General features: G+C 69.3%; 20 protein-coding genes. 9 read left to right on the top strand and 11 right to left on the bottom strand.

The features are described 5' to 3' along the window. From dnaJ to ED92_RS25720, 3 genes are all read right to left on the bottom strand, one after another. On the bottom strand, nucleotides 1-1164 hold the full coding sequence (gene dnaJ / locus ED92_RS25730; protein WP_037342822.1) for a molecular chaperone DnaJ: 1164 nt from the start codon (nucleotides 1162-1164) through the stop codon (nucleotides 1-3). A 42-nt stretch (nucleotides 1165-1206) separates the two neighbouring features. Next, on the bottom strand, nucleotides 1207-2232 hold the full coding sequence (gene hrcA, locus ED92_RS25725; protein ID WP_037343439.1) for a heat-inducible transcriptional repressor HrcA: 1026 nt from the start codon (nucleotides 2230-2232) through the stop codon (nucleotides 1207-1209). 80 nt (nucleotides 2233-2312) lie between these two features. Further along, on the bottom strand, nucleotides 2313-2921 hold the full coding sequence (locus ED92_RS25720; RefSeq protein ID WP_037342820.1) for a DUF1707 domain-containing protein: 609 nt from the start codon (nucleotides 2919-2921) through the stop codon (nucleotides 2313-2315). A gap of 189 nt (nucleotides 2922-3110) precedes the next feature. Here ED92_RS25720 and ED92_RS25715 point away from each other — a divergent pair, with 189 nt between their 5' ends. Continuing rightward, the gene (locus ED92_RS25715; RefSeq protein ID WP_037342818.1) at nucleotides 3111-4337 is read left to right on the top strand and encodes a lipase family protein; all 1227 of its coding nucleotides are present in this window, start codon (nucleotides 3111-3113) and stop codon (nucleotides 4335-4337) included. A 354-nt stretch (nucleotides 4338-4691) separates the two neighbouring features. On the opposite strand, the gene ED92_RS25710 is transcribed toward ED92_RS25715, so the two are convergent. Then, on the bottom strand, nucleotides 4692-6188 hold the full coding sequence (locus tag ED92_RS25710; protein WP_037342816.1) for a CoA-acylating methylmalonate-semialdehyde dehydrogenase: 1497 nt from the start codon (nucleotides 6186-6188) through the stop codon (nucleotides 4692-4694). A gap of 143 nt (nucleotides 6189-6331) precedes the next feature. On the opposite strand from ED92_RS25710, the gene ED92_RS25705 reads away from it, so the two are divergent. Together ED92_RS25705 and ED92_RS25700 are read left to right on the top strand one after the other, a co-directional pair. Continuing rightward, nucleotides 6332-7954 (top strand): PucR family transcriptional regulator ligand-binding domain-containing protein, encoded by a 1623-nt coding sequence (locus ED92_RS25705; protein ID WP_037342815.1) that lies wholly within the window; start codon nucleotides 6332-6334, stop codon nucleotides 7952-7954. A gap of 59 nt (nucleotides 7955-8013) precedes the next feature. After that, entirely contained in the window at nucleotides 8014-8379 is a 366-nt protein-coding gene (locus ED92_RS25700) for an SSI family serine proteinase inhibitor (protein ID WP_037342814.1), read from the top strand. Nucleotides 8380-8499: 120 nt separating this feature from the next. On the opposite strand, the gene ED92_RS25695 is transcribed toward ED92_RS25700, so the two are convergent. The 3 genes from ED92_RS25695 to ED92_RS25685 form a co-directional block, all read right to left on the bottom strand. Further along, the gene (locus ED92_RS25695; protein ID WP_037343438.1) at nucleotides 8500-10062 is read right to left on the bottom strand and encodes a DUF4153 domain-containing protein; all 1563 of its coding nucleotides are present in this window, start codon (nucleotides 10060-10062) and stop codon (nucleotides 8500-8502) included. Between the two features lie 70 nt (nucleotides 10063-10132). After that, nucleotides 10133-11158: a HAMP domain-containing sensor histidine kinase gene (locus ED92_RS25690; protein ID WP_037342812.1), complete on the bottom strand. Its 1026-nt coding sequence runs from the start codon at nucleotides 11156-11158 to the stop codon at nucleotides 10133-10135. After that, complete coding sequence (locus tag ED92_RS25685) at nucleotides 11155-11838, bottom strand: response regulator transcription factor (RefSeq protein WP_037343436.1); 684 nt, start codon at nucleotides 11836-11838, stop codon at nucleotides 11155-11157. Before ED92_RS25685 ends, ED92_RS25690 begins: the two co-directional genes overlap by 4 nt. Before the next feature lie 241 nt (nucleotides 11839-12079). On the opposite strand from ED92_RS25685, the gene ED92_RS25680 reads away from it, so the two are divergent. The 4 genes from ED92_RS25680 to ED92_RS25665 are packed head-to-tail and all read left to right on the top strand — an operon-like array spanning nucleotide 12080 to nucleotide 16829. After that, nucleotides 12080-13651, top strand: coding sequence for an NCS1 family nucleobase:cation symporter-1 (locus ED92_RS25680; RefSeq protein ID WP_037342810.1), 1572 nt, complete (start codon nucleotides 12080-12082; stop codon nucleotides 13649-13651). Then, on the top strand, nucleotides 13602-14444 hold the full coding sequence (locus tag ED92_RS25675) for a nitrilase-related carbon-nitrogen hydrolase (protein WP_037342809.1): 843 nt from the start codon (nucleotides 13602-13604) through the stop codon (nucleotides 14442-14444). The genes ED92_RS25680 and ED92_RS25675 overlap by 50 nt, the downstream gene beginning before the upstream one ends. Further along, on the top strand, nucleotides 14444-15829 hold the full coding sequence (gene hydA / locus ED92_RS25670; RefSeq protein ID WP_037342806.1) for a dihydropyrimidinase: 1386 nt from the start codon (nucleotides 14444-14446) through the stop codon (nucleotides 15827-15829). Before ED92_RS25675 ends, hydA begins: the two co-directional genes overlap by 1 nt. Before the next feature lie 10 nt (nucleotides 15830-15839). Continuing rightward, complete coding sequence (locus ED92_RS25665; protein ID WP_037342805.1) at nucleotides 15840-16829, top strand: TIGR03842 family LLM class F420-dependent oxidoreductase; 990 nt, start codon at nucleotides 15840-15842, stop codon at nucleotides 16827-16829. A 60-nt stretch (nucleotides 16830-16889) separates the two neighbouring features. Here the strand turns inward: ED92_RS25665 and ED92_RS25660 are convergent, their stop codons facing one another. Beyond that, nucleotides 16890-18380, bottom strand: coding sequence for an FAD-dependent monooxygenase (locus tag ED92_RS25660; protein ID WP_037342802.1), 1491 nt, complete (start codon nucleotides 18378-18380; stop codon nucleotides 16890-16892). A 174-nt stretch (nucleotides 18381-18554) separates the two neighbouring features. Between ED92_RS25660 and ED92_RS25655 the strand changes: the two genes are divergently transcribed. Next, nucleotides 18555-20018 carry an alpha/beta hydrolase gene (locus ED92_RS25655; RefSeq protein WP_037342801.1) on the top strand — a complete coding sequence of 488 codons (1464 nt, stop codon included), beginning with the start codon at nucleotides 18555-18557 and terminating at the stop codon, nucleotides 20016-20018. Nucleotides 20019-20030: 12 nt separating this feature from the next. Here the strand turns inward: ED92_RS25655 and ED92_RS25650 are convergent, their stop codons facing one another. Genes ED92_RS25650 through ED92_RS25640 form a run of 3 tightly spaced genes read right to left on the bottom strand, consistent with a single transcriptional unit; the run spans nucleotide 20031 to nucleotide 22548 of the window. Beyond that, complete coding sequence (locus tag ED92_RS25650) at nucleotides 20031-21266, bottom strand: serine hydrolase (protein WP_037342800.1); 1236 nt, start codon at nucleotides 21264-21266, stop codon at nucleotides 20031-20033. Nucleotides 21267-21276: 10 nt separating this feature from the next. Beyond that, complete coding sequence (locus ED92_RS25645; protein ID WP_037342799.1) at nucleotides 21277-22077, bottom strand: siderophore-interacting protein; 801 nt, start codon at nucleotides 22075-22077, stop codon at nucleotides 21277-21279. Between the two features lie 30 nt (nucleotides 22078-22107). Then, nucleotides 22108-22548 (bottom strand): SgcJ/EcaC family oxidoreductase, encoded by a 441-nt coding sequence (locus ED92_RS25640; RefSeq protein ID WP_037342797.1) that lies wholly within the window; start codon nucleotides 22546-22548, stop codon nucleotides 22108-22110. Between the two features lie 112 nt (nucleotides 22549-22660). Here ED92_RS25640 and ED92_RS25635 point away from each other — a divergent pair, with 112 nt between their 5' ends. Beyond that, entirely contained in the window at nucleotides 22661-23335 is a 675-nt protein-coding gene (locus ED92_RS25635; RefSeq protein WP_125737406.1) for a TetR/AcrR family transcriptional regulator, read from the top strand. Nucleotides 23336-23338: the final 3 nt, after the last annotated feature.

Here is a 23338-nt window from a genome sequence, read left to right as displayed (position 1 = left end):
TTACCGGTGGTTCTTGGTGCGCAGCTTGGAGAACAGCCCGCCGGGCTTGGAGCCGTTCGACGACAGCGAAGGCACGTCTTCGCCGCGCTGCTGGGCGAGTTCGACGAGGAGGTCGCGCTGGGCGTCGTCGAGTTTGGTCGGCACGACGACGTCGATGTGGACGTGCAGGTCGCCGCGGCCGTCGACGCGGCCGGAGGACCGCAGCCGGGGCATGCCCTTGGCGGTGAGCACGAGTTCCGTGGCGGGCTGGGTGCCCGGCTCGATGTCGAGTTCGTAGTCGCCGTCGACGAGGGTCTCGATGGGCACCGTGGCGCCGAGGGCGGCGGTGGTCATCGGGATGCGGAAGTTGCAGTGCAGATCGTTGCCCTGCCGGACGAACACCTCGTGCGGCGCCTCGTCGATCTCGACGTAGAGGTCGCCTGCTGGGCCGCCGCCGGGGCCGACCTCGCCCTGGCCGGAGAGGCGGATGCGCATACCGTCGCCGACGCCCGGCGGGATCTTGGCGGTGACGTTGCGGCGGGCGCGGACCCGGCCGTCGCCGCCGCACTGGCGGCAGGGGTCCGGGATGACCTCGCCGAAGCCTCGGCACACCGGGCAGGGGCGGGCGGTGACGACCTGGCCGAGGAACGACCGCTGCACGGACTGGACCTCGCCCGCGCCACCGCAGGTGTCGCAGGTCTTGGTGCCGGTGCCTTCGGCCGCGCCGGCGCCGCGGCACAGGTCGCAGACGATGGCGGTGTCGACGGTGATCTCGCGGTCGACGCCGGTGGCGCACTCCTCGAGGGTCAGGCCGAGGCGGATGAGCGCGTCTGAGCCGGGCTGCACGCGGCTGCGCGGCCCACGACCGCGGCCGCCGCCACCACCGGCGGCGCCGAAGAAGGCGTCCATGATGTCGCCGAGGCCGCCGAAGCCCGAGAACGGGTCTCCGCCGCCACCGCGGGCGCCGCCGTCCATCGGGTCGCCGCCGAGGTCGACGACCTTGCGCTTCTGCGGATCCGACAGCACCTCGTACGCGGTGGTCACCTCGCCGAAACGGTGCTGGGCGTCCTCCGACGGGTTGACGTCGGGGTGCAGTTCACGGGCCAGTTTGCGGTACGCGCGCTTGATCTCCTGATCCGTCGCGTTCTTCGCCACCCCGAGAATGCCGTAATAGTCCCTCGCCACCGTCTTCGCCTTCTCCTTCTGACTTCGACCTCACCGCCGCGTTCAGCGACCGGAGAGGATCTGCCCCACGTAGTTCGCCACCGCGCGCACCGCGGCGATGGTGTTCGGGTAGTCCATCCTGGTCGGCCCGACGACGCCCATCCCGCCCAGCAGCATGTCGTCCATGCCGTAGCCGATGGAGACCACCGAGGTGCTGCGCATCTGCTCGTCCTCATTTTCCTCACCGATGCGCACGCTGATCGCACCGGGGTTGCGGGCGGCCGCGAGCAGCTTGAGGACGATGACCTGCTCCTCGAGCGCCTCCAGCACCTGCCGCAGCGATCCGGGGAAGTCCGCGACGTTACGGGTGAGGTTCGCCGTGCCACCGAGCACCAGCCGCTCCTCGGGGTGCTCGACCAGCGATTCCACCAGCACGGTACAGACGCGGGTGAGGCTGTCGCGCAGTTCGCCCGGCGACTTCTCGGGCAGTTCGGCGACCGCCGCCGCGGCCTCGGAGAGACGGCGGCCGGCCAGTGCCCCGTTGAGCACCGTGCGCAGCCTGCCGACGTTCTCCTCGGTGATGACGTCCCCGAGGTCGACGGTGCGCTGGTCGACGCGGCCGGAATCGGTGATCAGCACGAGCATCAGCCGGGCCGGGGTGAGCGGCACCACTTCCAGGTGCCGGACGGCGGAGTTGGTCATCATCGGGTACTGGATGACCGCGACCTGCCTGGTCAGCTGCGCGAGCAGCCGGACGGAGCGGCGCAGGACGTCGTCGACGTCGGTTCCGCTGTCGAGGAACGCGGTGATGGCCCGGCGCTCGGCCGAGCTGAGCGGTTTGACCTCCGCGATCCGGTCGACGAACAGCCGGTACCCCTTGTCCGTGGGGATCCGGCCCGCACTGGTGTGGGGCTGTGTGATGTAGCCCTCTTCTTCCAGCGCCGCCATGTCGTTACGCACGGTGGCGCTGGACACACCGAGGTTGTGCCGGTCGACGATCGCCTTGGATCCGACGGGCTCCTGGTTGGACACGTAATCGGCGACGATCGCGCGCAGCACTTCGAAGCGGCGCTCTTCCGCGTTGGCCACCTGCACCTCCCTCGCTCGTCCTCACAACGAGTTTACGGAAGGCGGAGTGCCCGGCGAGCCACCGGACTTCTTTGGGCCCCTCAGCCGCGCCCCCGGAAGGAGCGCCGCCGCGGCTCCAACGGCCTCCGGATCACCTTCACCGAACCCCACCAGGCGAAACCCGTGACACGCAGCACCGGCGCGCCCGGCTCCGGACGCCGCCGCCCGGTCCCGCGGCCGGTGCCGAACCCGCCCATCAGGCCGAGTCCCCGGACGTCGAGGGCGAAGTCCTCGGGCACGACGATCTTGACGCCGCCCATCACCGCCACCGCCCTGATCGTGCAGGAACCGGCGGCGATCCGGGCCCGCCGCAGATCGAGGCGCACGCTGCCCCAGAACGCGCGGCTGACATGGCGCGACGGAAGCGGTCCGTCGAATCGTCGCGTGGTGCCGGACATGACGGCGAACGAGCGTCGCCCGCCTTGCTCCTCATCGCCGGTGTGGGACAGGGCGAGCGCCCCGCCGGGCGACAGATCCGCGACGACGGGTTCGAATTCCGCGAAGGTCTTGGCCGCGTAGACCGCGTCCAGTCTCGTTTCCAGTTCACCGGCGGTTATCCGCCCCGCGCCCATGGCTTCGTACAGCAGTCGCGCGACGTTCTCACGATCGGAATCGGCCACCCGCATCGCCGACCGCTTCGGTTCTGACATGACCGCGACGATAACCGTTATCGGCGAATTCCGGAAATGACCCGTCCGCCGCACGGAAAGGCATGAGTGAAATCAGTTTCGCCACCCTGACGGGAATGACAATTCGACGACCGGCCATTGACCGACCGGCACCGGAAGGTCTTCCATCTAGCTCACTTGCGGAAGTTCCGACTCAGTGTGGAGCGCACTATGACTTCTTCCTTCCGTCATGTCCTGATCGCCGCCATGACCGTGACTTTGGTCGCGGTGGGCGCGCCGGCCGCGAGCGCGGACTCCGATTCGGTATACGTTTCCTCTTCACCGCTTCCCGCCGGCGAGAACGGTGACGTGCTCAAATCGCAGCCCTCGACCTACAACGGGGCGAAATCGACCCGGATCCAATATCTTTCCCGGGACAACAAGGACAAGCAGGTGGCCGTGAGCGGTACCGTCCTGGTGCCGAACAATCCGTGGAACGGTCCCGGCGAACGGCCGATCGTGGCCTATGCGCCGTTCACCTTCGGCATGGGCCCGGACTGCGCTCCCTCGAAGACCCTCGCGGGTGAGGGCTCCTCGGATCTGGTCTCCGGTTTCCAAGGCGGTTTCGTCAACGCGTTGCTGGGCGCCGGATTCGCCGTGGCGCAGACCGACTACATCGGACCGTGGGTGGAAGGCAGCGGCGACCACCCGTACGTCGTCCGGCTGTCCGAGGCGCACACCGTGCTCGACGTCATCCGCGCCGCGCAGCGCCTGCCCGGAACGGGTCTTCCCGCCGACGGCCCGGTCGGTATCGCCGGCTACTCCGAGGGCGGCAGTGCCGCCGCGGCCGCCGCCGAACTGGCCGCCACCTACGCGCCCGAACTGAAGGTCAAGGGCGTCTACTCCGGCGCGGCGCCCGCGGACAAGGCCGCGCTGTCCAAGTCGCTCGACGGCGGGATGTACGCCGGGTTCCTCGGTTACGCGCTGATCGGCATCAACCAGGCCTATCCCGAGGCCAGGTTGATGGACCTGGCCAACCCGGCCGGGGCCGATCTGTTCCTGAAGGCCCGGCAGACCTGCACGCTGAACGCGGTCTTCCAGTTCATGTACAAGCAGACCAGCTCGCTGACAAAGGAGGGCAAACCGGTGTCCGCCTACCTGTCCCAGCCGCCGTTCGACGCGATCGTGGCGGAGAACCGGATCGGCACCGTCAAGCCCGCGATGCCGGTGCTGGTCGAACACAGCCCGATGGACGACGTCATCCCGGCGGCCGTCGGCAAGCAGATGGCGAAGGACTGGTGCGGCAAGGGCGCCAACGTCCAGTGGAGGGACCTGCCGACGTTCACGCCGTTCTTCTCCCACGCGCTGGGCATGACGACCGCGTCGGGCGACGCCGCCGAGTGGCTGAAGGGCGCGTTCAACGGTCAAGCGGGCAACGGCAACTGCGGCCGGTTCTGACCAGACCTCGTGAGTGACTAGGACGTCAGGGCCATCGCCGCTGGGGTTGCGGAAGCCACTTCCAAGACGCCTGATGTCCCGAAAGCGGCTTTCGCGACGCACCTACCAAGACACCGAAGGTTATTGAGGGAGTACGTCAAAGGTCGCGTGATGGAGTCGGCGGTGCTGGGGCTCGTCACCGAGCCCCAGCACCGTGCCCGCAGACTGTCCAAAAAGGACAAATGTTGTGATCAACGCGTCCGGTTTGGGTACTTTGCGCAGTATTGCCCGGGGGTCGTGAGTGGCAATGGTCGCTCTAACGCTCTTTACCACTCACGACTCCCAACCGTCCTCGCCACGAGCGAGGCGCTGTCGTCAGCTGTTGCGCGGGAACCCGAGGTTCACCCCGCCCTGCGAAGGATCGGGCCACCGCGAGGTGACGACCTTCGTCCGCGTGAAGAAGTGGAACCCTTCCGGACCGTAGGCGTGGCTGTCCCCGAACAGCGAGTCCTTCCACCCGCCGAACGAGTAGTAGCCGACCGGCACCGGGATCGGCACGTTCACGCCGACCATCCCGACCTCGACCTCGTTCTGGAACCGCCGCGCGGCCCGCCCGTCGTTGGTGAAGATCGCGGTGCCGTTGCCGTAGGGGTTGGCGTTGATCAGCTCCAGGGCCGCGTCGTAGCCCTCGGCCCGCGCGACCGCCAGCACCGGCCCGAAGATCTCGTCCGTGTACACGGACATGTCCGGGGTGACCTGGTCGAACAGCGTCGGGCCGAGCCAGAAGCCGCCGTCCTCGCCGTCCACCTCGATACCGCGGCCGTCGACGACGAGCCGGGCGCCCGCTTCGACCCCGGCCTCCACATAGGACTCGACGCGTTCGTGGTGGGCGGCGGTGACGAGCGGCCCCATCTCCGAGGTGGGCCGCATCCCGTCACCGACGCGCAGCCGCTTGATCCGCTCGGCGATCTTCGCGACCAGTTCGTCGCCGACCGGGTCGACCGCGACCACGACCGACACCGCCATGCACCGCTCCCCCGCCGAGCCGAAGCCCGCCGAGACGGCCGCGTCGGCGGCGAGGTCGAGGTCCGCGTCCGGGAGGACGACCATGTGGTTCTTCGCGCCGCCGAGCGCCTGCACGCGTTTCCCGTGCCTGGTCCCGGTTTCGTAGACGTACTTCGCGATCGGCGTCGACCCGACGAACGAGATCGCCTTGACGTCGCGGTGTTCCAGCAGCCCGTCTACGGCCACCTTGTCGCCGTGCAGGACATTGAGGACGCCGTCGGGCAGGCCCGCCTCGGCGAACAGTTCCGCGATGAACACGGCCGCGGACGGGTCCTTCTCGCTCGGCTTGAGCACGACGGTGTTGCCGCAGGCGAGCGCGTTCGGCACGAACCACAGCGGGACCATCGCCGGGAAGTTGAACGGCGAGATCACGCCGACCACGCCCAGCGGCTGCGAGATCGAGTACACGTCGACACCGGTCGAGGCGTTCTCGCTGAACCCGCCCTTGAGCAGCTGCGCCGCGCCACAGGCGTACTCGACGTTCTCGATCGCGCGCGCGACTTCGCCCGCGGCGTCGGATTCGACCTTGCCGTGTTCGCTGGTGACGATCTTCGCCAGTTCGTGACGCCGCGCCGAAAGCAGCTCACGGAAGGCGAACAGCACCCGGGTCCGCCCCGCCAGCGACGTCCCGCGCCAGCCCGGCAGCGCCCGGGACGCGGCCGCGACGGCGGCGTCGACGTCGTCCTGCGCCGCGAAGGCGACCTTCGCCCGCACCTGGCCGGTGGCCGGATCGAACACGTCACCCGATCGTTCGCTCACGCCTTCGCTCGGTTTGCCGTCGATCCAGTGGTTGATGCGGTCGGTCACGGGTTCCGCCTTCCTGGTCCTGATACCTGCTCCCGGTCGAGTCTGGGTGCGCGCGCCACACCGACGCCATCGTCAACGTGTACGGACTCCCGGTCCCGCCCGTACAGTCTGTCTCCAGCGTTGTCGAACCGGGTGGGAGGCCGATGTACCCGACCGTCGCCGAGGTGCTCGCGCTGCCGGTGCTGCGTCAGGGCAGGCCCCATGTGGTGGCGGGGGCGGCGAGGCTGGACGCGCCGGTCCGCTGGGCGCACGTCGCCGAGGTCGCGGACATCGCCCCGTTGCTGCGGGGCGGGGAACTCGTGCTCACCACCGGGGTCGCGCTGCCCGACGACGGCGCCGCGCTGGCCAGGTACGTCGGTGACCTGGCGGGGATCGGGGTCGCCGGGATCGTCGTCGAACTGGTCCGGCATTGGAGCGAGAAGCTGCCGCCCGCGCTGGTCGACGCCGCGGACCGCCACGGTGTCCCGCTGATCACCCTTTCGCGCGAGACGCGGTTCGTGTCGGTCACCGAGGCGGTGAACGGGCTGATCGTCGACGCCCAGGTCGACGAACTACGCGCGGCTGAGCGGGTCCACGAGACCTTCACCGCGCTCACGATCGCCGGGGCCGAACCGGGGGAAATCCTGCGCGAGGTCGCGAGGCTCACCGAACATCCCGTCGTACTGGAGACGCTCTCGCACGAGGTCCTCGCCTACGACACGGCGGGGACCGATCCCGGTGAACTGCTGCCCGGCTGGCCGTCCCGGTCGCGCCCGGTGCAGGTCGGCGAGCGGACCGGCTACCACCAGGGCGCGGGCTGGCTGATCACCGTGGTCGGCGCGCGCGGGCACGACTGGGGACGGCTGGTCGTCGTCTGCGGGGACCCGCCGCCGCACCGGCACGTCGTGGTCGCCGAACGGGCGGCGTCCGCGCTCGCGGTCCACCGGCTGGTCGCGAAGGACACCGACAGCCTCGAACGCCAGGCGCACCGCGCGATCCTGACCGAACTGCTGGCGAACCCGGTCCCGCCCGCCGAACTGACCGCGCGGGCCTCCGCGCTGGGTGTCCCGCTCACCGGGCGGCTGCTGGTGGGGGTCGCCGTGCGGCCCCGGATCACCGTGACCGCCAAGACCGCGCAGTCCACCCCGGTGCTGCTGCGCGAACTCGCCGAGGCGACCGTGCTCGCCGCGCGGCACGCCAAGGTGTCCGCGCTGGTGGCCACCGACGACACGCAGGTGCGTGCGCTGATCGCGCTCTCGCCGGAGGCGGGGGTCGACGCGGTCCTCCGACGGCTGGCCACCGACGTCCACGAGGCCCGCGCCGGCGCGCCCGCCGTGGTCGCGGTCGGGACCACGGGCAGCGGGCCCGCCGAGGCGCGGCGGACACTCGTCGAAGCCGCGCAGGTCGCCGCCGCGGCACTCGCCGAGAACGTCGAACGCGTGCTCCACCGGCTCGACGACGTCCGGTTGCGCGGACTGCTGCATCTGCTGGCCGGCGACGAACGGATCACCGCGTTCGCCGCGCGGGAGCTCGGCCCACTGCTGAGCCGGGACGCCGCGCAGGGCAGCAGACTCGTTCAGGCGTTGAGGCATTACTGCGAGCACGGCGGCAACAAGTCCGCGGCGGCCGCCGCCGCGCACACCTCCCGTACCGCGTACTACCAGCAGCTGGCCCGGATCGAGCAGGTACTGGGCGTGCGGCTCGAAGATCCGGAGTCGATGCTCTCGCTTTATGTCGCTTTGCTCGCCCACGACATTCGAAAAGCGGACGACCACACGTCCGGGTGAGCAAATCTCACCCGAGCGTGGAACACAGTGATCGGGCCACGTCAGCCGATAGGGTTGATATGGCTTTCTTCGAACCGATCGGCGCCTGCGTGCTCGCGCTGGCCTGTATGGCCCCGGCGCAACCCGCCGAATCCACGTTTCAGCTGACCAGCCACGACACCAGGGGCCGGATCGGCACCGTCTCGCTCACCTGCGGGCCCACCGGGGGTTCCCACCCCTCACGCGGGAACGCCTGCGGCAAACTGTCCGAAGTGGACGGAAAGTTCGAGAAGCTCCGTCCGGAACCGCGGGCCTGCACCCTCGAATACTCGCCGGTGGACGTCTCCGCGGTCGGCAAATGGCGCGGCGAACCGGTCACCTTCCGCACCTCGTACGCCAACCGGTGCGTCGCCGACGCCGAGTCGGCCGGCGTCTTCACCTTCTGACCACGGCACTTCCGACGAGGTGACCGCCGGACCTCCCCCTCGGTGGCCCGGCGGCGCCGTTCACCGCCGCCTTGATCGCCCTCACCCCCAAAGAGGGCGATCAAGGCCGTGGGTCACGGCTCAAGGACGGACCACGTACCGGCAGCCGGTCCCGTCCTTCGCGGTGACAGGGGTCTGACGCGCGAGGGACCGGCTCAGGTTCCATTCGCGCCAATCATCTTCCGGGATTTCCCGCACGACCGGTCCGAGCACACAGGACCGCAGCGGCTCGGGGAGCCGGTCGGCCGACGGCACCACGTCGGCGGAAAACCGTGACAGGTAAGTGGTGTCGAGTGTCTTGCCGTGCGCGAGCCGGTCGATGTTGCGGTCGGCGATGAACCGTTCCGGATCGAGCACGGCCAGCCCCAGCAGTGCCGCGACGGCCGCTCCGATGGCCGCGCGCGGCAGCCAGGCCGACCGCAGCGGGATCAGGGACGCGAGCACCAGCAGGAAGATCAGGCCGATCCAGAGCTCGCAGACCTCGACCAGCAGCCGCAGCACGGTGAACCCGTACGCCTGCTGATATGTCCACATGCGACTCAACGCCGACGCGACCAGCACCAGGCTGAGCACGCTCAACGCGCCGAGCAACCCGCGCTGCCAGGCACGATCGGCCACCGAGGTCTTCGGCGCCCAGCGGAGAGCGGCGGCGACCAGCAGCAGCGTCAGCACGGTGATGGCGGAGAGCTGCCAGAACCCGCTCCTGGCGTACTCGGCCGCCGTCAGGCCGCTCGTGGCCAGCAGGTATTCGGTGCCGCCGAACAACACGACCAGGCGGACCACGACGAAACTCGTGAACAGCAGCACCAGCACACCCAGCGGCAACGTCCATTCGAGCCGGTGCGCGAGCCGTTTGCGCGGCGCGTCTTCGGCGGCGGGCAGCGGGGGCGCCGCCAGCAGGTAACACGCCCCGGTGACGGCGAACACGGCCACCACGAACAGGAAACCCCAGCGCACGAAGGTTCCCGGGTTCAGTTCGGGGATCACCGCGTCGACGACGCTCGCGAACGCGGCGTCCGCGCCCCGCAACAGCGGGACGAACACCAGCAGCAGCAAGGCGCTCGCCAGCACCGGCACGAGGAACCTCGGCCGTGTCCGGCCTTCCTGTTTCTTGCCGAGTTTTGTGAGCCCGCGCCCGACCCACGGGATCGAAAGCAGCGCTTCGATGGGGACCGCGAAGACGTCGTAGAAGATCGTGTTCACGGTGCGTTTCCCGACCACCGCGAGGGATCCCGCGACGAAGGCCGCCAGCACGCACAACACGTTCAGCCACACCGACGCGCGGAACATCCCGACCGCGAGCAGGCCGAGGGCGGCCGCCGCCCACACCCCGTTGACCGGCCCGAAATGCGGCTCGGCGTCACCACGGGCGCGCTTGTCGGCGAAGTGGACGGCCACCGCGAAGGCGAGCCCGGCCACGAACCAGCCCGCCCCGGGGTCGTCCGGCATGACGACCGCGGTGACGAGCCCGGCCGCGACCGCCGCGGGCAGCACGGAGGCGGGCAGCGGGACGATCGCCGACTTCGGCGGCACCCGCGGCCGCATCAGTACCGGTACGGGCGGCACCGGCGGGGCGGGCGGCAGGGTGGTCGTCGCCGAGGGCGGCGACGCGTGCGCCTGCTTCTCCTCTTGCTCTTCGCTCATCGAATCCTCCAGTTTGCGAAAGCACATATCGTTGGCCGTGCGCGGCCGCCCGAAAGAAGCGACCGGGGAACTACGGAACGGGGATCACGACGCGGATGACACAGCCCGGCCGTCCTTCGGGGGTGACGACGGCGATGCTGCCGTCGTGCAGGTCCACCACCCACCGCGCGATCGCGAGCCCGAGGCCGGTGCCCCCGCCGCCGGCCCGCTCACCGCGGGTGAACCGCTCGAACACGCTGTCCCGCTCCCCAAGAGGGATCCCGGGGCCTTCGTCCTCGACCTCGATGACGACGTCGGCCTCGCGAGCCTCCGCCCGCACCCGGACCTCTCCCCCGGCGGGTCCGTGCCGGACGGCGTTGTCGAGCAGGTTGACCACGACCTGGTAGAGCCGGCCGCGGTCGGCCACAGCGGTCGCGCCGGGCGGCTGGACGTCGACGGAGAACCGCACGCCGCGACCGGTGACCCCGGCTTCGGTGGCGACCTCCTCCAGGAGCAGTTCGAGATCGAACTCCTCCAGCTGCAACGGGAAGGCGCCCGCGTCGATCCGAGAGAGATCCAGCAGTTCCGAGACCAGCCTGCCGAGCCGTTCGGTCTGCTGCAGCGCGGTCTTCAGCGTCGCCGGATCGGGTTCGGCGACCCCGTCGACCAGGTTCTCCAGCACCCCGTTCAGCGCGGTGATCGGGGTGCGGAGCTCGTGGGAGACGTTCGCGATCAGCTCGCGGCGACGCTGATCCGAGGCATCCAGGTCGGCGGCCATCTGGTTGAAGGCGTGCGACAGCTCGCCGACCTCGTCGCGGGCGGTCGCGCGGACCCGCCGGGTGTAGTCGCCCTTGGCCATCGCGCGGGCCGCGGCGGTCATCTCCCGCAGCGGCCTGGTCATCCCGTGCGCCAGGATCTGCGAGGTGACCACGGCCAGCACCATGGCCGCGATCGTGGTCCGCGGCGGCAGCCAGCCGATCTGCCAGTTGAAGAAGGCGAACGCGATCCCGCCCGACGACACCAGCAGGATCGCGAGCTTGAGCTTGATGGAGCGGACCGGGTCGAGCGGTCTCGGGAGCGCGTCGACCACGCGGCCGAGCAGCGGGCGGAGCTTCACGATCCCACCTCCAGGGCGTATCCCACGCCGTGCACGGTGCGGATGAGGTCGGCGCCCAGTTTGCGGCGCAGCGCCTTGATATGGCTGTCGACCGCGCGGGTGCCCGAACCGGTGCCCGCGACGTCCCAGTCCCACACCTCGCTGAGCAGCCGTTCCCTCGGCTGCACCGCCCTCGGGCGTTTCGCGAAGTGGACGAGGAGGTCGAACTCGATCGGCGTCAGCTGGGCCTGGGTGCCCGCCCGCGTGACCCGCCGCTGGTCGACGTCGATTTCGAGGTCGCCGAGCACGATCTTCGTGCCAGCGTCCTCGCCCTCGGCGCGCGCGGACCGTTCGACACGGCGCAGCAGCGCGTGCACCCGCGCCGAGAGCACCCGCATCGAGAACGGTTTGGTGAGGTAGTCGTCCGCGCCGACGCCGAGACCGATCAGCATGTCCGTCTCGTCCGAGCGGGCGGTCAGCATGAGCACCGGGACCGGGCGGCGGGCCTGGACCCGGCGGCAGACCTCCAGCCCGTCGAAGCCCGGCAGCATCACGTCGAGCACCACCAGGTCCGGCTCCCGCTCGGCGTCCGTCTCCACACCGGACGGGCCGTCGTGCGCCAGGTCGACCGAGAATCCTTCGGCCCGCAAACGCGCGGCGATGCTCTCCGCGATGGTCACGTCGTCCTCGACGACCAGCACCCGGCGTCCTCCCAGTTCCATGGGGATGACTGTAGGCATCGGCCGTGGAGACCATCCGGGTGAGCTGTGGAGATCCTGTGGAGATGTTTCGGCCGGTTTGCCGGATTGCTACGTCCGCGTGTGTGACGCAGGTCATGCACCAGTGGCCTTCGAACGCAATCGACAGTCTGCGTTCCGACACCCTCAACAGTGAACAGTCTGCCAGTCCCACCCGCGCGGCGCGGGCGAGCACGATTCCGCAATGGAGCCGACGGCACGCGGTACGCAGCACGTGCATCCTGATGGCCGGGTGGAACTCGGCGAGGTCGAGTCCTTGAAGGACAGCCGCTTCTACAACGAAGAACTCGCCCCGGTCCCGGTCGAAAAGCGGACCTGGACCACGTACACCTACTTCGCGCTGTGGATGGGCATGGCGCACAACATCCCGTCCTACGCGCTCGCGGCGTCGCTGATCGCGCTCGGCATGGACTGGGTGCAGGCGCTGCTCACCATCACCATCGGCAACCTGATCGTGTTGATCCCGATGCTGCTCAACAGCCACGCCGGGACGAAGTACGGCATCCCGTTCCCGGTGTTCGCCCGTGCCTTCTTCGGGATGCGCGGCGCGAATCTGGCGGCGTTGCTGCGGGCGTTCATCGCGTGCGGCTGGTTCGGCATCCAGACCTGGGTCGGCGGCGAGGCGATCTACATCATCGTCGGACGGCTGGCGGGGTCCGGCTGGAAGGATTCCGCCGTCGTCCTCGGCCAGCACTGGACACTGTGGCTTTCGTTCGGCCTCTTCTGGCTGTTCCAGATGCTCATCATCTGGCGCGGGATGGAGGCGGTCCGCCGGTTCGAGAACTGGACGGCTCCGCTGGTGTCGGTCGGCTTCCTGATCCTGCTGGGCTACGTGCTGGTCAAGGCGGGCGGGCTCGGCCCGATCCTGTCCGAACCCGGGAAACTCGGCTGGGGGCCGGACTTCTGGAAGGTGTTCGCCCCGTCGCTGATGGCGATGATCGCGTTCTGGTCGACGCTTTCGCTGAACATGCCGGACTTCACCCGGTTCGGCGGCAGCCAGGGCAAGCAGGTCCGCGGCCAGATCCTCGGCCTGCCGACCACGATGACGTTCATCGCGATCGTCGCCATCCTGACCACCTCGGGCGGCAGCGTCCTCTACGGCGAGCAGATCTGGGATCCGGCGAAACTGGCCGACCGGTTCGATTCCCCGGTCGTCGTGGTGGTCGCGCTGGTCGCGCTGGTACTGGCGACCGTGTCGGCGAACCTCGCGGCCAACGTGGTCAGCCCGTCCTACGACTTCTCCAACGCCTTCCCGAAGAAGATCACGTTCGCGGTCGGCGGGCTGATCACCGGCATCATCGGCATCGTCATCCAGCCGTGGCGGCTCTACTCAGACCCGAACATCTACATCTTCGCGTGGCTCGGCTTCTACGGCGGCCTGCTCGGCGCCGTCGCCGGGGTGATGGTCGCCGGCTACTGGGTCGTCTACCGCACCAAGCTGCGCCTGCGGGATCTGTACACCGAACGCGGGATCTACTGGTTCAACGGCGGCTGGAACTGGCGTGCGCTCGTCGCGACGCTGGTCGGCGCCGTGCTCGCGGTCGGCGGCGCGTACGGCGGGCCATTCCCCGCCGACGGGCTGATCCCGTTCCTGAAACCCCTCTACGACTACAACTGGGTCGTCGGCCTGGCGGGCGCCTTCGTCGTCTACCTGCTGCTGTCCCTGCCCGAACGCAAGCGCACCACCGAAATCGAGGAGGATGCAAGTGAGCGACGTGGTCCGAGCCGGATTGATCCAGCAGCGGTGGACGGGTGACAAGGAGTCCATGATCGCGAACGCGGTCGATGCCATCGGCAAGGCCGCTTCGCAGGGCGCGCAGGTCGTCTGCCTGCAGGAGTTGTTCTACGGCCCGTACTTCTGCCAGGTGCAGGACACCGACTACTACTCCTACACCGAAGGCATCCCCGACGGGCCGACGACGAAGCTCATGCAGGAGGTCGCCGAACGCCACGGTGTCGTGCTGGTCGTGCCGATGTACGAGGTCGAGCAGCCCGGCGTGTACTACAACACCGCCGCGGTGATCAACGCCGACGGCACCTACCTCGGCAAGCACCGCAAGAACCACATCCCGCAGGTGAAGGGCTTCTGGGAGAAGTTCTACTTCCGGCCCGGGAACATGGGTTACCCGGTGTTCGACACCGCCGTCGGCCGTATCGGCGTCTACATCTGTTACGAGCGGCACTTCCCGGAGGGCTGGCGGGCGCTGGGCCTGGCCGGGGCGAAGATCGTGTTCAACCCGTCGGCGACCAGCCGGGGTCTTTCGGAGTACCTGTGGCGACTGGAGCAGCCCGCGGCCGCCGTCGCGAACGAGTACTACGTCGGTACGATCAACCGTGTCGGGGTGGAACCCTTGGGCGACAACGACTTCTACGGCCAGTCGTATTTCGCGGACCCGCGCGGCCAGCTCGTCGGCGAAGCCGCGTCCGACACCGAGGAGGAGATCGTCGTCCGCGATCTCGACATGGGCAAGCTCGCCGAAGTGCGGGACCTGTGGGCCTTCTACCGGGACCGGCGTCCCGACAGCTACGGACCCCTCGCGGAGGCGTGATGACCACCCTCATCAGCGGCGGGCAGGTGCTGTCCACGATGGGCGCTTCGGCGGCGGACGTCCTCGTCGACGGCGAGACGATCTCGGCCGTCGGTGCCCCCGGCACGCTGGGGCCCGCCGACGAGACCATCGACGCCACCGGGAAGTACGTCCTGCCCGGCGGGATCGACGCGCACACCCATATGGAGATGCCGTTCGGCGGAACGCATTCCGTCGACACCTTCGGCACCGGCACGACGGCGGCGGCGTGGGGCGGGACGACCACGATCATCGACTTCGCCGTCCAGGCCAAGGGCACCTCACTGCTGTCCACTATGGACAAATGGCACGAGAAGGCCGACGGCAACTGCGCCATCGACTACGGCTTCCACATGATCGTCTCCGACGTCAACGATTCGTCGTTGAAGGAGATGCAGGCCTGTGTCGACGGCGGGGTCGGCAGCTTCAAGATGTTCATGGCCTATCCGGGGGTCTTCTACTCCACGGACGGCGAGATCCTGCTGGCCATGCAGAAGGCGCGCGAGATCGGCGCGACGATCATGATGCACGCGGAGAACGGCATCGCGATCGACCAGCTGGCCGCGCAGGCGTTCGCGGCCGGGAAGATCGACCCGGTGCAGCACGGGCTCACCCGCCCGCCGGAGCTGGAGGGCGAGGCGACCTCGCGCGCGATCCAGCTGGCCAAGGTGACCGGGGCGCCGCTGTACATCGTGCACCTCTCGGCGTCGCAGGCGCTGGCGGCGGTCGCGGAAGCGCGGAACGACGGGCAGAACGTCTTCGCGGAGACGTGTCCTCAGTATCTGTATCTGTCCATCGAGGACTTGGCGAAGCCGGATTTCGAGGGCTCGAAGTACGTCGCCTCTCCCCCGCTGCGCGAGAAGTCGCATCAGGCGGATCTGTGGCGAGGGCTGCGGACCAACGATCTCTCGGTGGTGTCGACGGATCACTGCCCCTTCTGTTTCAAGGACCAGAAAGAACTCGGCCGCGGCGACTTCCGCGCGATCCCCAACGGGATCCCCGGCGTCGAGCACCGGATGGACCTGCTGCACCAAGGGGTCGTGGCGGGCGAGCTCACGCTCGGACGCTGGGTCGAGACCTGCTCGACCACCCCGGCGCGCATGTTCGGGCTGTACCCGCGCAAGGGGGTGATCGCGGCGGGTTCCGACGCGGACATCGTCGTCTACGACCCGGCGGCGAAGCAGACCCTGTCGGTCGAAACGCATCACATGAACGTGGACTACTCGGCCTACGAGGGCATGGAGATCACCGGCAAGGTCGACACCGTGCTCTCGCGCGGGCGCGTGGTGGTGTCGCCGTCCGGTTTCTCGGGCAGTACGACGCACGGGAAATTCCTCTCGCGCGACCTGAACCAGTACCTGAACTGAGGCGGTGGCCATGGACTTCGGGATAGTTCTCCAGACCGATCCGCCCGCGCGCGACCTCGTGCGGCTGATGAAGGCGGCAGAGGACCAGGGGTTCCGCTACGGCTGGACCTTCGACTCGTGTGTGCTGTGGCAGGAACCGTTCGTCATCTACTCGCAGATCCTCGCGGCGACGTCGTCGATGATCGTGGGCCCGATGGTGACCAGCCCGGCCACGCGGGACTGGTCGGTGATGGCGTCGACCTTCGCCACGCTCAACGACATGTACGGCAACCGGACGGTGTGCGGGATCGGCCGCGGCGACTCGGCGCACCGGGTGGTCGGCATGCCACCGTCCACTTTGGCCACCGTGCGCGACTGCATGCACGTGGTCAAGGAGCTGGCCGAAGGACGCGAGGTCCTGTTGCGGGACAAGCCGGTGCGGATCCCGTGGATCCGCAACGGCAGGCTTGAGATGTGGATGGCGGGTTACGGGCCGAAGGCGCTGAAGACGGTCGGCGAACACGCTGACGGCTTCATCCTGCAGTGCGCCGATCCCGCGATCGCCCGGTGGACCATCGGTTCCGTGCGCGAGGCCGCTCGCGCGGCGGGACGGGATCCGGCCGGGATCACGATCTGCCTCGCGGCCCCGGCGTACGTCGGCGACGATCTGGCGCATCAGCGGGAGCAGTTGCGCTGGTTCGGCGGGATGGTCGGCAACCATGTCGCGGATCTCGTGGCGCGGTACGGCGATTCCGGTCCGGTGCCGCACGAGCTGACCGACTACATCCGTGAGCGGCAGGGCTACGACTACTCGCACCACGGGCGGGCGGGGAATCCGTCGACCGACTTCGTCCCGGACGAGATCGTGGACCGGTTCTGCCTGCTCGGCCCGTCGTCGGCGCACGTCGAACGGCTGGAGGAGCTGGCTTCGCTCGGTGTCGACCAGTTCTCGCTGTACCTCATGCACGACCAGCGCGAGGAAACCCTGAAGCGCTACGGCTCGGAGGTCATCAACCGCTGACACCCGCATTTCGTCCTCTGAATGCGTTCTTCCGCATTCAGAGGACGAAATGCGTGGGGGTCAGGCGCCGAACCAGGCGGCGAGGGCCTCACGCAGGCCGTCCGCGTCGTCGCCCGCCCAGGCGACGTAGCCGTCCGGGCGGATCAGGAGGACGTCGGCGGGCCTGTCCTCGGCCTTCGCGGTGTGGACGTCGGCGCGGCCTTGCGCGAGCTCACGCAGATCGGGCCGTCCCGCGAGATCGAGCAGCACCGGCCGCGCCCCGCGCAGCAACTCGGCGACGCTGGTCGCCCCGTCGTCGGTCTGCAGCGCGAGATCCGGGACGAACATGCCGGCGAGCGCGTGCGCGGAACCCGGCATCGGGTAGCGCGTGTCGGTCCCGGCGACATGGGAGGCCAGCCGTCGCGCGGCCTGCTCGTCGTCCAGCAGTTCCTGGAAGACCGCGCGGAGCGCTTCGGCGGCTTCGTCATGCCCACGCCGCAACGCGACCTGAGCCCGGGACTGCAGCAGCGCCCGCGCACCGGCGGCGTGCCGTTCCGCGTGATAGGTGTCCAGCAGTCCTTCCGGTGCCCGGCCCTGGATCTCGGCGGCCAGCTTCCAGGCGAGGTTGACCGAGTCGGACATGCCGACGTTGATCGCCGTGCCGGTGGAGGGCAGCAGGTGGGCGGCGTCGCCCGCCAGCAGGATCCGGCCTTCGCGGTAGCGCTCGGCCTGGCGGGCGGAGAACTGGTAGCGCGAGAGCCGGACCGGCTCGCCCAGCGGGACGTCCCCGCCGAGCACCCGGCGGATGCTGTCCCCGAATTCGGCCAGGGTCATCGGCACGTCGTCGTCGATCTCGCCGGGATCGTCCTCCGTGGTCTGGATGAACACGATCCCCGGCGTCAGCGAACCGAGCGCGAACACGCCGGTGTCGGTGCGGGTGAAGCCCGCCTTGATCCGGCCCAGCTCCGGCGTCTCGATGTCGCCGTTGTCGTGCACGGTCAGCCCCTCGGGGATCTTGACCTGCCCGATCCGGTTCACCTCCGGATAGGTGGTGCCGGGGAAGCCGATCCCCGCCATCGCCCGGACGGGGCTGCGCCCGCCGTCGCACCCGACCAGATACGGGGCGGTGACCTCGTACGTCCCGTCCGGGCCGCGCACCTCGGCGATCACCGACACGTCGTCCTGGCGCAGCCCGACGACCTCGTGCCCGCGACGCACTTCCGCGCCGAGCTCCGTGGCGTGCTCCTCCAGCAGCCGCTCCAGCGACTGCTGCCGTACCGAAAGCGCCTTCAGCGGCGGCTCGTCGAACCGGGTGAGGTCGACGTGGACCCCACCGAAGGGAAAGCGGTGCGGCGGCACGGGATCGGTGACGAGCCCCCGCACCTTCTCCAGCAGGCCGCGATGGTGCAGCAGGTCCAGGATCTGCCCGCTGAGGCCGTGGGCCTTCGGAGTCTTCCCCTGTTCCGGCCGCCGTTCCAGGACCAGCGGGCGCGCACCGGCCAGCCGCAGTTCGGCGGCCAGCATCAGACCGGTCGGGCCGGCACCCACGATGATCACGTCGACGTCCGTCAAATCTTCACTCCTGTTCGGCCTGTTCTGGCTACGGCCGAGGATTCTGCGGTATCACCGGGGTCTTGCCGCAAGCCCCTGGGTGCGCTATATGTTGAACATGGAGGGGCGTACCCCACCATCGTTCCGGGTACAGGCACCAGGGATCGCGCGCCCGCGAGGCGAGACGCTGGCCCGGTGACCAGAATCCGCGTCGCCGCCGCGCTCACACTTTCCGCACTCGCCGCCCTCACGATCACGCCCGCGGTTTCGGCCGCGCCGAGAGGTCTCGCGTGGGGCGCCTGTCCGTCCGGCTCGCCACCGGGCTACGACTGCGCCGAGATCGAGGTCCCGTTGTCCTATCAGGACCCTGACGGCCCGCGGATCACCATCGCGCTCGGCCGTCTCCCGGCGACGGACCGGAAGCACAAACGCGGCACCCTCTTCACCAACCCCGGCGGCCCCGGGAACCAGGGCCGCTTCAGCAGGTTCCAGACCCCGTCCCTGCATCGGCAGTTCGACATCGTCGGCTTCGACCCGCGCGGCGTCGGCGCCAGCACACCGGTCCGGTGCTTCACCAGCGACGCGGAAACCGCTCCCCTCAAACGCATCCTGGGTACCTTCCCGATCACCGCCGAGCAGGAGACCCGGCATTTCGCCGACGCCCGCGAGGTCACCGCCTCCTGCGGCCGCAACGCCGGGCCGCTGCTGAACCACCTGTCGACCGCGAACGTCGCCAGGGATCTCGACAGGATGCGCCAAGCCGTCGGCGAGCCCCGGCTGCGTTACTACGGGCTTTCCTACGGCACCTACGTCGGTGAGGTGTACGCCAACCTGTTCCCGCATCGGGTCGGCGCCTTGGCACTGGACGCCGTCGACGATCCGATCGCCTGGTCCACCGGGTACCGCCCGGAGGACGCGAACGTCCCGTTCAGCACCAGGCTCGGCGGTTTCCGGGACGCGGACCGCGCGCTGCAGGCCTTCCTCGACACGTGCGCGGCCGACGTCCGGTGCGCGTTCCGCGAGCCGGGGGTTGATCTGCGGGCCAAGTACGACGCGCTCCTCGACCGGCTCGAAACCACGCCGGGACCGATCACCTACCAGGAGGTCGTCCGGCGTACCCACAACGCGCTGACCGACGAGGCCAATTCCCCAGCGTTGGCGGAATTCCTCCAGTCCGCGACGAAACCGGTCGCGGCGAAGGCCATCGCGACGCCGTTCGATTCCGCGATGGGTGGCGGCGGGACGATCTGCGCGAACACCGCGAATCCGCGGGACCCGGCCGCCTGGCCCCGCGCCGCCCGCGCGGCCGACCGGGAAGGCCGCGGTTTCGGTTCGTACGACACGTATCTCTCCCTGCCGTGCGCCTTCTGGCCCGCCACCGACGACGCGCGGTACACGGGACCGTGGAACCGGCCGACCGCGCCGATCCTGTTGCTGGCCAACGGCAAGGGCGATCCGGAAACCCCGTACGCCGGGGCGGAGCGCACCGAACGCATCCTTGGCAACGCCCGGCTCCTGACGCTGGACGCGTGGGGGCACGGCGCGTTGAACCGCAGCGCCTGTGTCGACGCGGCCGTCGACGCCTACCTGACCCACGGACGCCTTCCGGCACGCGGCACCGTCTGCGCCCCGGATCACGCGCCTTTCGACGCCAGGTAGGCGGGCTTCCCCTCAGTCGACCAAGGCTTGATACACCAGGTTCCTCAATTCGACGCGGATCGGGTACGTCGACGACGGCAGCAATTGAGTGAAGAACAGGACCGTGATGTCCTCGTCCGGATCGACCCAGAACGCCGTGCTCGCCGCGCCACCCCAGGCGAACTCGCCCGCACTGGCGAGGGTCTTGGCCTTCACCGGGTCGTCGAGGACGGAGAAACCGAGCCCGAAGCCGAAACCGTCGTACGGCGCCTCGGAGAATCCGGTCCGGCCGCAGGTCTCCAGATCCACGCCGCCGGGCAGGTGGTTGGTCGCCATGAGCCGGAGCGTGCGCGGGCCGAGCAGGCGGACACCGTCGAGTTCGCCGCCGCGCACCAGCATCTGGGCGAACCGGTGGAAGTCACCCGCCGTGGAGACCAGCCCTCCGCCTCCCGAGAAACACGTGGGCGCGACTCGGCCGAGTGCGCCCATCTCGTCGTGACGGAACGGCTCCTTGGTGACCGGATGCGGCACGTAGAGCGCGGCCAGCCGGTCGAGATCGCCGGCGGCGGCCTGGAACCCCGTCTCGTGCATGCCGAGCGGGGTGAAGATCCGCTCGGCGAAGAAGACGTCGAGCGGCTGACCGGAGACGACCTCGATCAGCCTGCCGAGGATGTCCGTCGCGACCGAATAGTTCCATTCCGAACCCGGCTCGAACAGCAGCGGCAGCCGCGCGATCGCCTCGGAGACACCGGCCAGGTCGAGCCCTGGCGCGGTGCCGAAGTCGAAGCCGGCGTCGCGGTAGGCCGCGTCGACCGGATGCGTGCGGTGGAACCCGTAGGTGAGCCCCGCGGTGTGGGTGAGCAGATGCCAGAGGCGGATCGGTTCGGTCGCGGGCACGGTCGCCTGCTTCACCGACGAGCCTCCGGCGAAGACGCGCGGCTCCGAGAACTCCGGCAGCCAGCGGGAGATCGGATCCTTGAGATCGATGAGTCCCGCTTCGACGAGCATCATCGCGGCGACCGACGTGACCGGCTTGGTCATCGAGTAGATGCGCCAGATCGTGTCGGTCTCGACCGGCAGCCCGGCCTCGATGTCGCGCTGCCCGTTCGCCGCGAGATGCGCGACCTTCCCGTTCCTGGTCACCACGGCCAGATACCCGGGAAGCCGGTTCCGCTCCAGGTATCCGTCGAAGTGCTTGTCGATCCGGCGCAGCCGCTCCGCGTCGAAACCCACCTCGGCCGGGTCGACGTCCACCTTCAGCTCGATCATGCGACCGAGGCTACGCGTTCCGCTCGGCTTGTTTCTCCAGTCGCCACGCCTCGTCGGTCTTCCCGATCCGCCAGTATCCGGAGATCGACAGCAGGTCGCGCCGCATCCCCCGGTCGTCCAGCAGATGACGCCGCAGCTCACGGACGAACCCGGCCTCGCCGTGGACGAACGCCTGCACGACACCTTCACGCCACTCGAGCGCGCGGACGGCGGCCGCGAGGTCGTCGCCCCGGCTCCGGTGCAGCCAGGTGATCCGCGCGTCGCCCTTGGTGGTCAGCGACTGCTCTTCGCCTGCGTCCTCCACGAGGATGAACGCGTGCACGGGAACGCCCGCCGGCATCGCCTCGAGCGAAGCGGCGATCGCCGGAAGGGCGCTCTCGTCACCGGCGAGCAGATGCCAGTCCGCCTCCTCGCCCGGCGCGTACGCCCCGCCGGGTCCGGAGATCAGCAGTTCGTCGCCGGGCTTCGCGGCGGCGGCCCACGGTCCGGCGACCCCCTCGTCACCGTGGTGGACGAAGTCGAGCACCAGTTCGCCGAGATTCGGGTCGAAGGCCCGGACGGTGTAGGAGCGCATCCGCGGCCACTGCTCACGCGGCAGCTCTTCGCGGATCCGCGCCAGATCGAACGGCTCGGGGTAGGTGACGCCGGGCACCCGGAAGTGCACCTTGACGTAGGCGTCGGTGAAGTCGTTGGGCCGGAACGAAGCGATCCCTTCGCCCCCGGCGACGATCCGGACCATGTGCGGGGTGATCCGCTCGGTGCGCAGCACCCGCAACCGGGTCGTCGACACCGCTCTCCTCGCCTCGGCCATCCACACTCCCTTTTTGTGACTTAGGTGAACCTAACCGAGCGTACGCCTCTCCCCGCCCGCCGGGGCGCCCGCGGCCGGATCGCTCACCCGGGTGTTCTGGAAGGACGCGACCCGCCAGCCGCCGGGCTCCTCGACGAGGACGTACGTCAGCGTCGATTCCCGGCCCGGCTCGGGTGCCCCGCCCGAGAGCGACGATCCGCCGCCGGACACGACGATCGCGACGTCCGGCCGGACGAACCGGACCTTCGGCTCACCGCCGCCCGAGACCAGTTTCGATCCCCGGAGCGGTCCCTCGAACAGGGCACGGTGCGCGCTTTCGATGATCGCGCGGCCCGGCATGTTCATCCCGAAGAAGGTCACGTAGTCGGCGTCTTCGGTGAAGTGCGAGGCGTACGCGGCCGCGTCGCCCTCGTTCCACGCGTCGGCGAGCTCGCCCAGCACGGCCAGCACTTCGTTCCTTCGTTCGGTCATGACTTCCTCCAGTTAGACGAACACCGTTCGTTTGACGAACACTGTTCTACAGACGAACGGCGTTCGCGTCAAGTAGAGTTCCCGGCGAACCCCGGATCAGGAGGCGAACGAAGTGAGCAGGCCCCGGCGTCGCGCCGAGAAACCCGTGCTGTCCCAGGAGCTCGTGGTGAAGACGGCACTGGACCTCCTCGCCCGCGAAGGGCTGGAGGCGGTGAGCATGCGGTGTGTGGCCAAAGCGCTGGAGACCGGCCCGGCGTCGCTCTACGCCCATGTGGCGAACAAGGAAGAGCTCCACGAGCTGATGGTCGACCACGTCCTCGCCTTCGGCCCGTTCCCCGAACCCGACCCGGATCGCTGGGTCGAACAGGCGAAGGATCTGCTGCGCGACAACGTGCGCGCGCTGACATCGGTCCCCGGGATCGCCAAGATCGCGTGGGCCATCCCCGTCCCGGTCGGCGCGAACGCCCTTCAGCAGGCCGAAGCGATGCTCGCGGTCCTGCGCGCGGGCGGTCTCGATCTCAAGCGGGCGCTGTTCGCCGCGGACGCTTTATGGCTCTACGCCAAGGCTTTCGCCTACGAAGGCGCAGGCTGGCAACACGGCGACATCGACCTCGCCGAGCAGGAACAGCGCGGCAGGCGGATGGTCGAGTACATGACGTCCTTCCCGCCCGGCGCCTTCCCGAACCTGCTGGGCGCGGGCGAGTACTTCACCGCGGAGACCGCGCAGGAGCGGTTCGAGTTCGCCATCGACCTCTTCCTGCGGGGCTTGGCCTCCGCCGCCTCGTGAGGC

This window comes from Amycolatopsis sp. MJM2582, from assembly GCF_000754115.1.
Classification (GTDB): Bacteria; Actinomycetota; Actinomycetes; order Mycobacteriales; family Pseudonocardiaceae; genus Amycolatopsis; species Amycolatopsis japonica.
The sequence above is the reverse complement of the archived record's forward strand: the minus strand, read 5'-3'. Positions and strand labels throughout refer to the sequence as shown.

Bases quoted from the DNA above. Each gene is read 5' to 3' on its own strand.
- ED92_RS25720 (WP_037342820.1), bottom strand. From the start codon at position 2,921: ATGTCAGAACCGAAGCGGTCGGCGATGCGGGTGGCCGATTCCGATCGT.
- ED92_RS25715 (WP_037342818.1), top strand. From the start codon at position 3,111: ATGACTTCTTCCTTCCGTCATGTCCTGATCGCCGCCATGACCGTGACT.
- ED92_RS25705 (WP_037342815.1), top strand. From the start codon at position 6,332: ATGTACCCGACCGTCGCCGAGGTGCTCGCGCTGCCGGTGCTGCGTCAG.
- ED92_RS25700 (WP_037342814.1), top strand. From the start codon at position 8,014: ATGGCTTTCTTCGAACCGATCGGCGCCTGCGTGCTCGCGCTGGCCTGT.
- ED92_RS25695 (WP_037343438.1), bottom strand. From the start codon at position 10,062: ATGAGCGAAGAGCAAGAGGAGAAGCAGGCGCACGCGTCGCCGCCCTCG.
- ED92_RS25680 (WP_037342810.1), top strand. From the start codon at position 12,080: ATGGAGCCGACGGCACGCGGTACGCAGCACGTGCATCCTGATGGCCGG.
- hydA (WP_037342806.1), top strand. From the start codon at position 14,444: ATGACCACCCTCATCAGCGGCGGGCAGGTGCTGTCCACGATGGGCGCT.
- ED92_RS25665 (WP_037342805.1), top strand. From the start codon at position 15,840: ATGGACTTCGGGATAGTTCTCCAGACCGATCCGCCCGCGCGCGACCTC.
- ED92_RS25650 (WP_037342800.1), bottom strand. From the start codon at position 21,266: ATGATCGAGCTGAAGGTGGACGTCGACCCGGCCGAGGTGGGTTTCGAC.
- ED92_RS25645 (WP_037342799.1), bottom strand. From the start codon at position 22,077: ATGGCCGAGGCGAGGAGAGCGGTGTCGACGACCCGGTTGCGGGTGCTG.
- ED92_RS25640 (WP_037342797.1), bottom strand. From the start codon at position 22,548: ATGACCGAACGAAGGAACGAAGTGCTGGCCGTGCTGGGCGAGCTCGCC.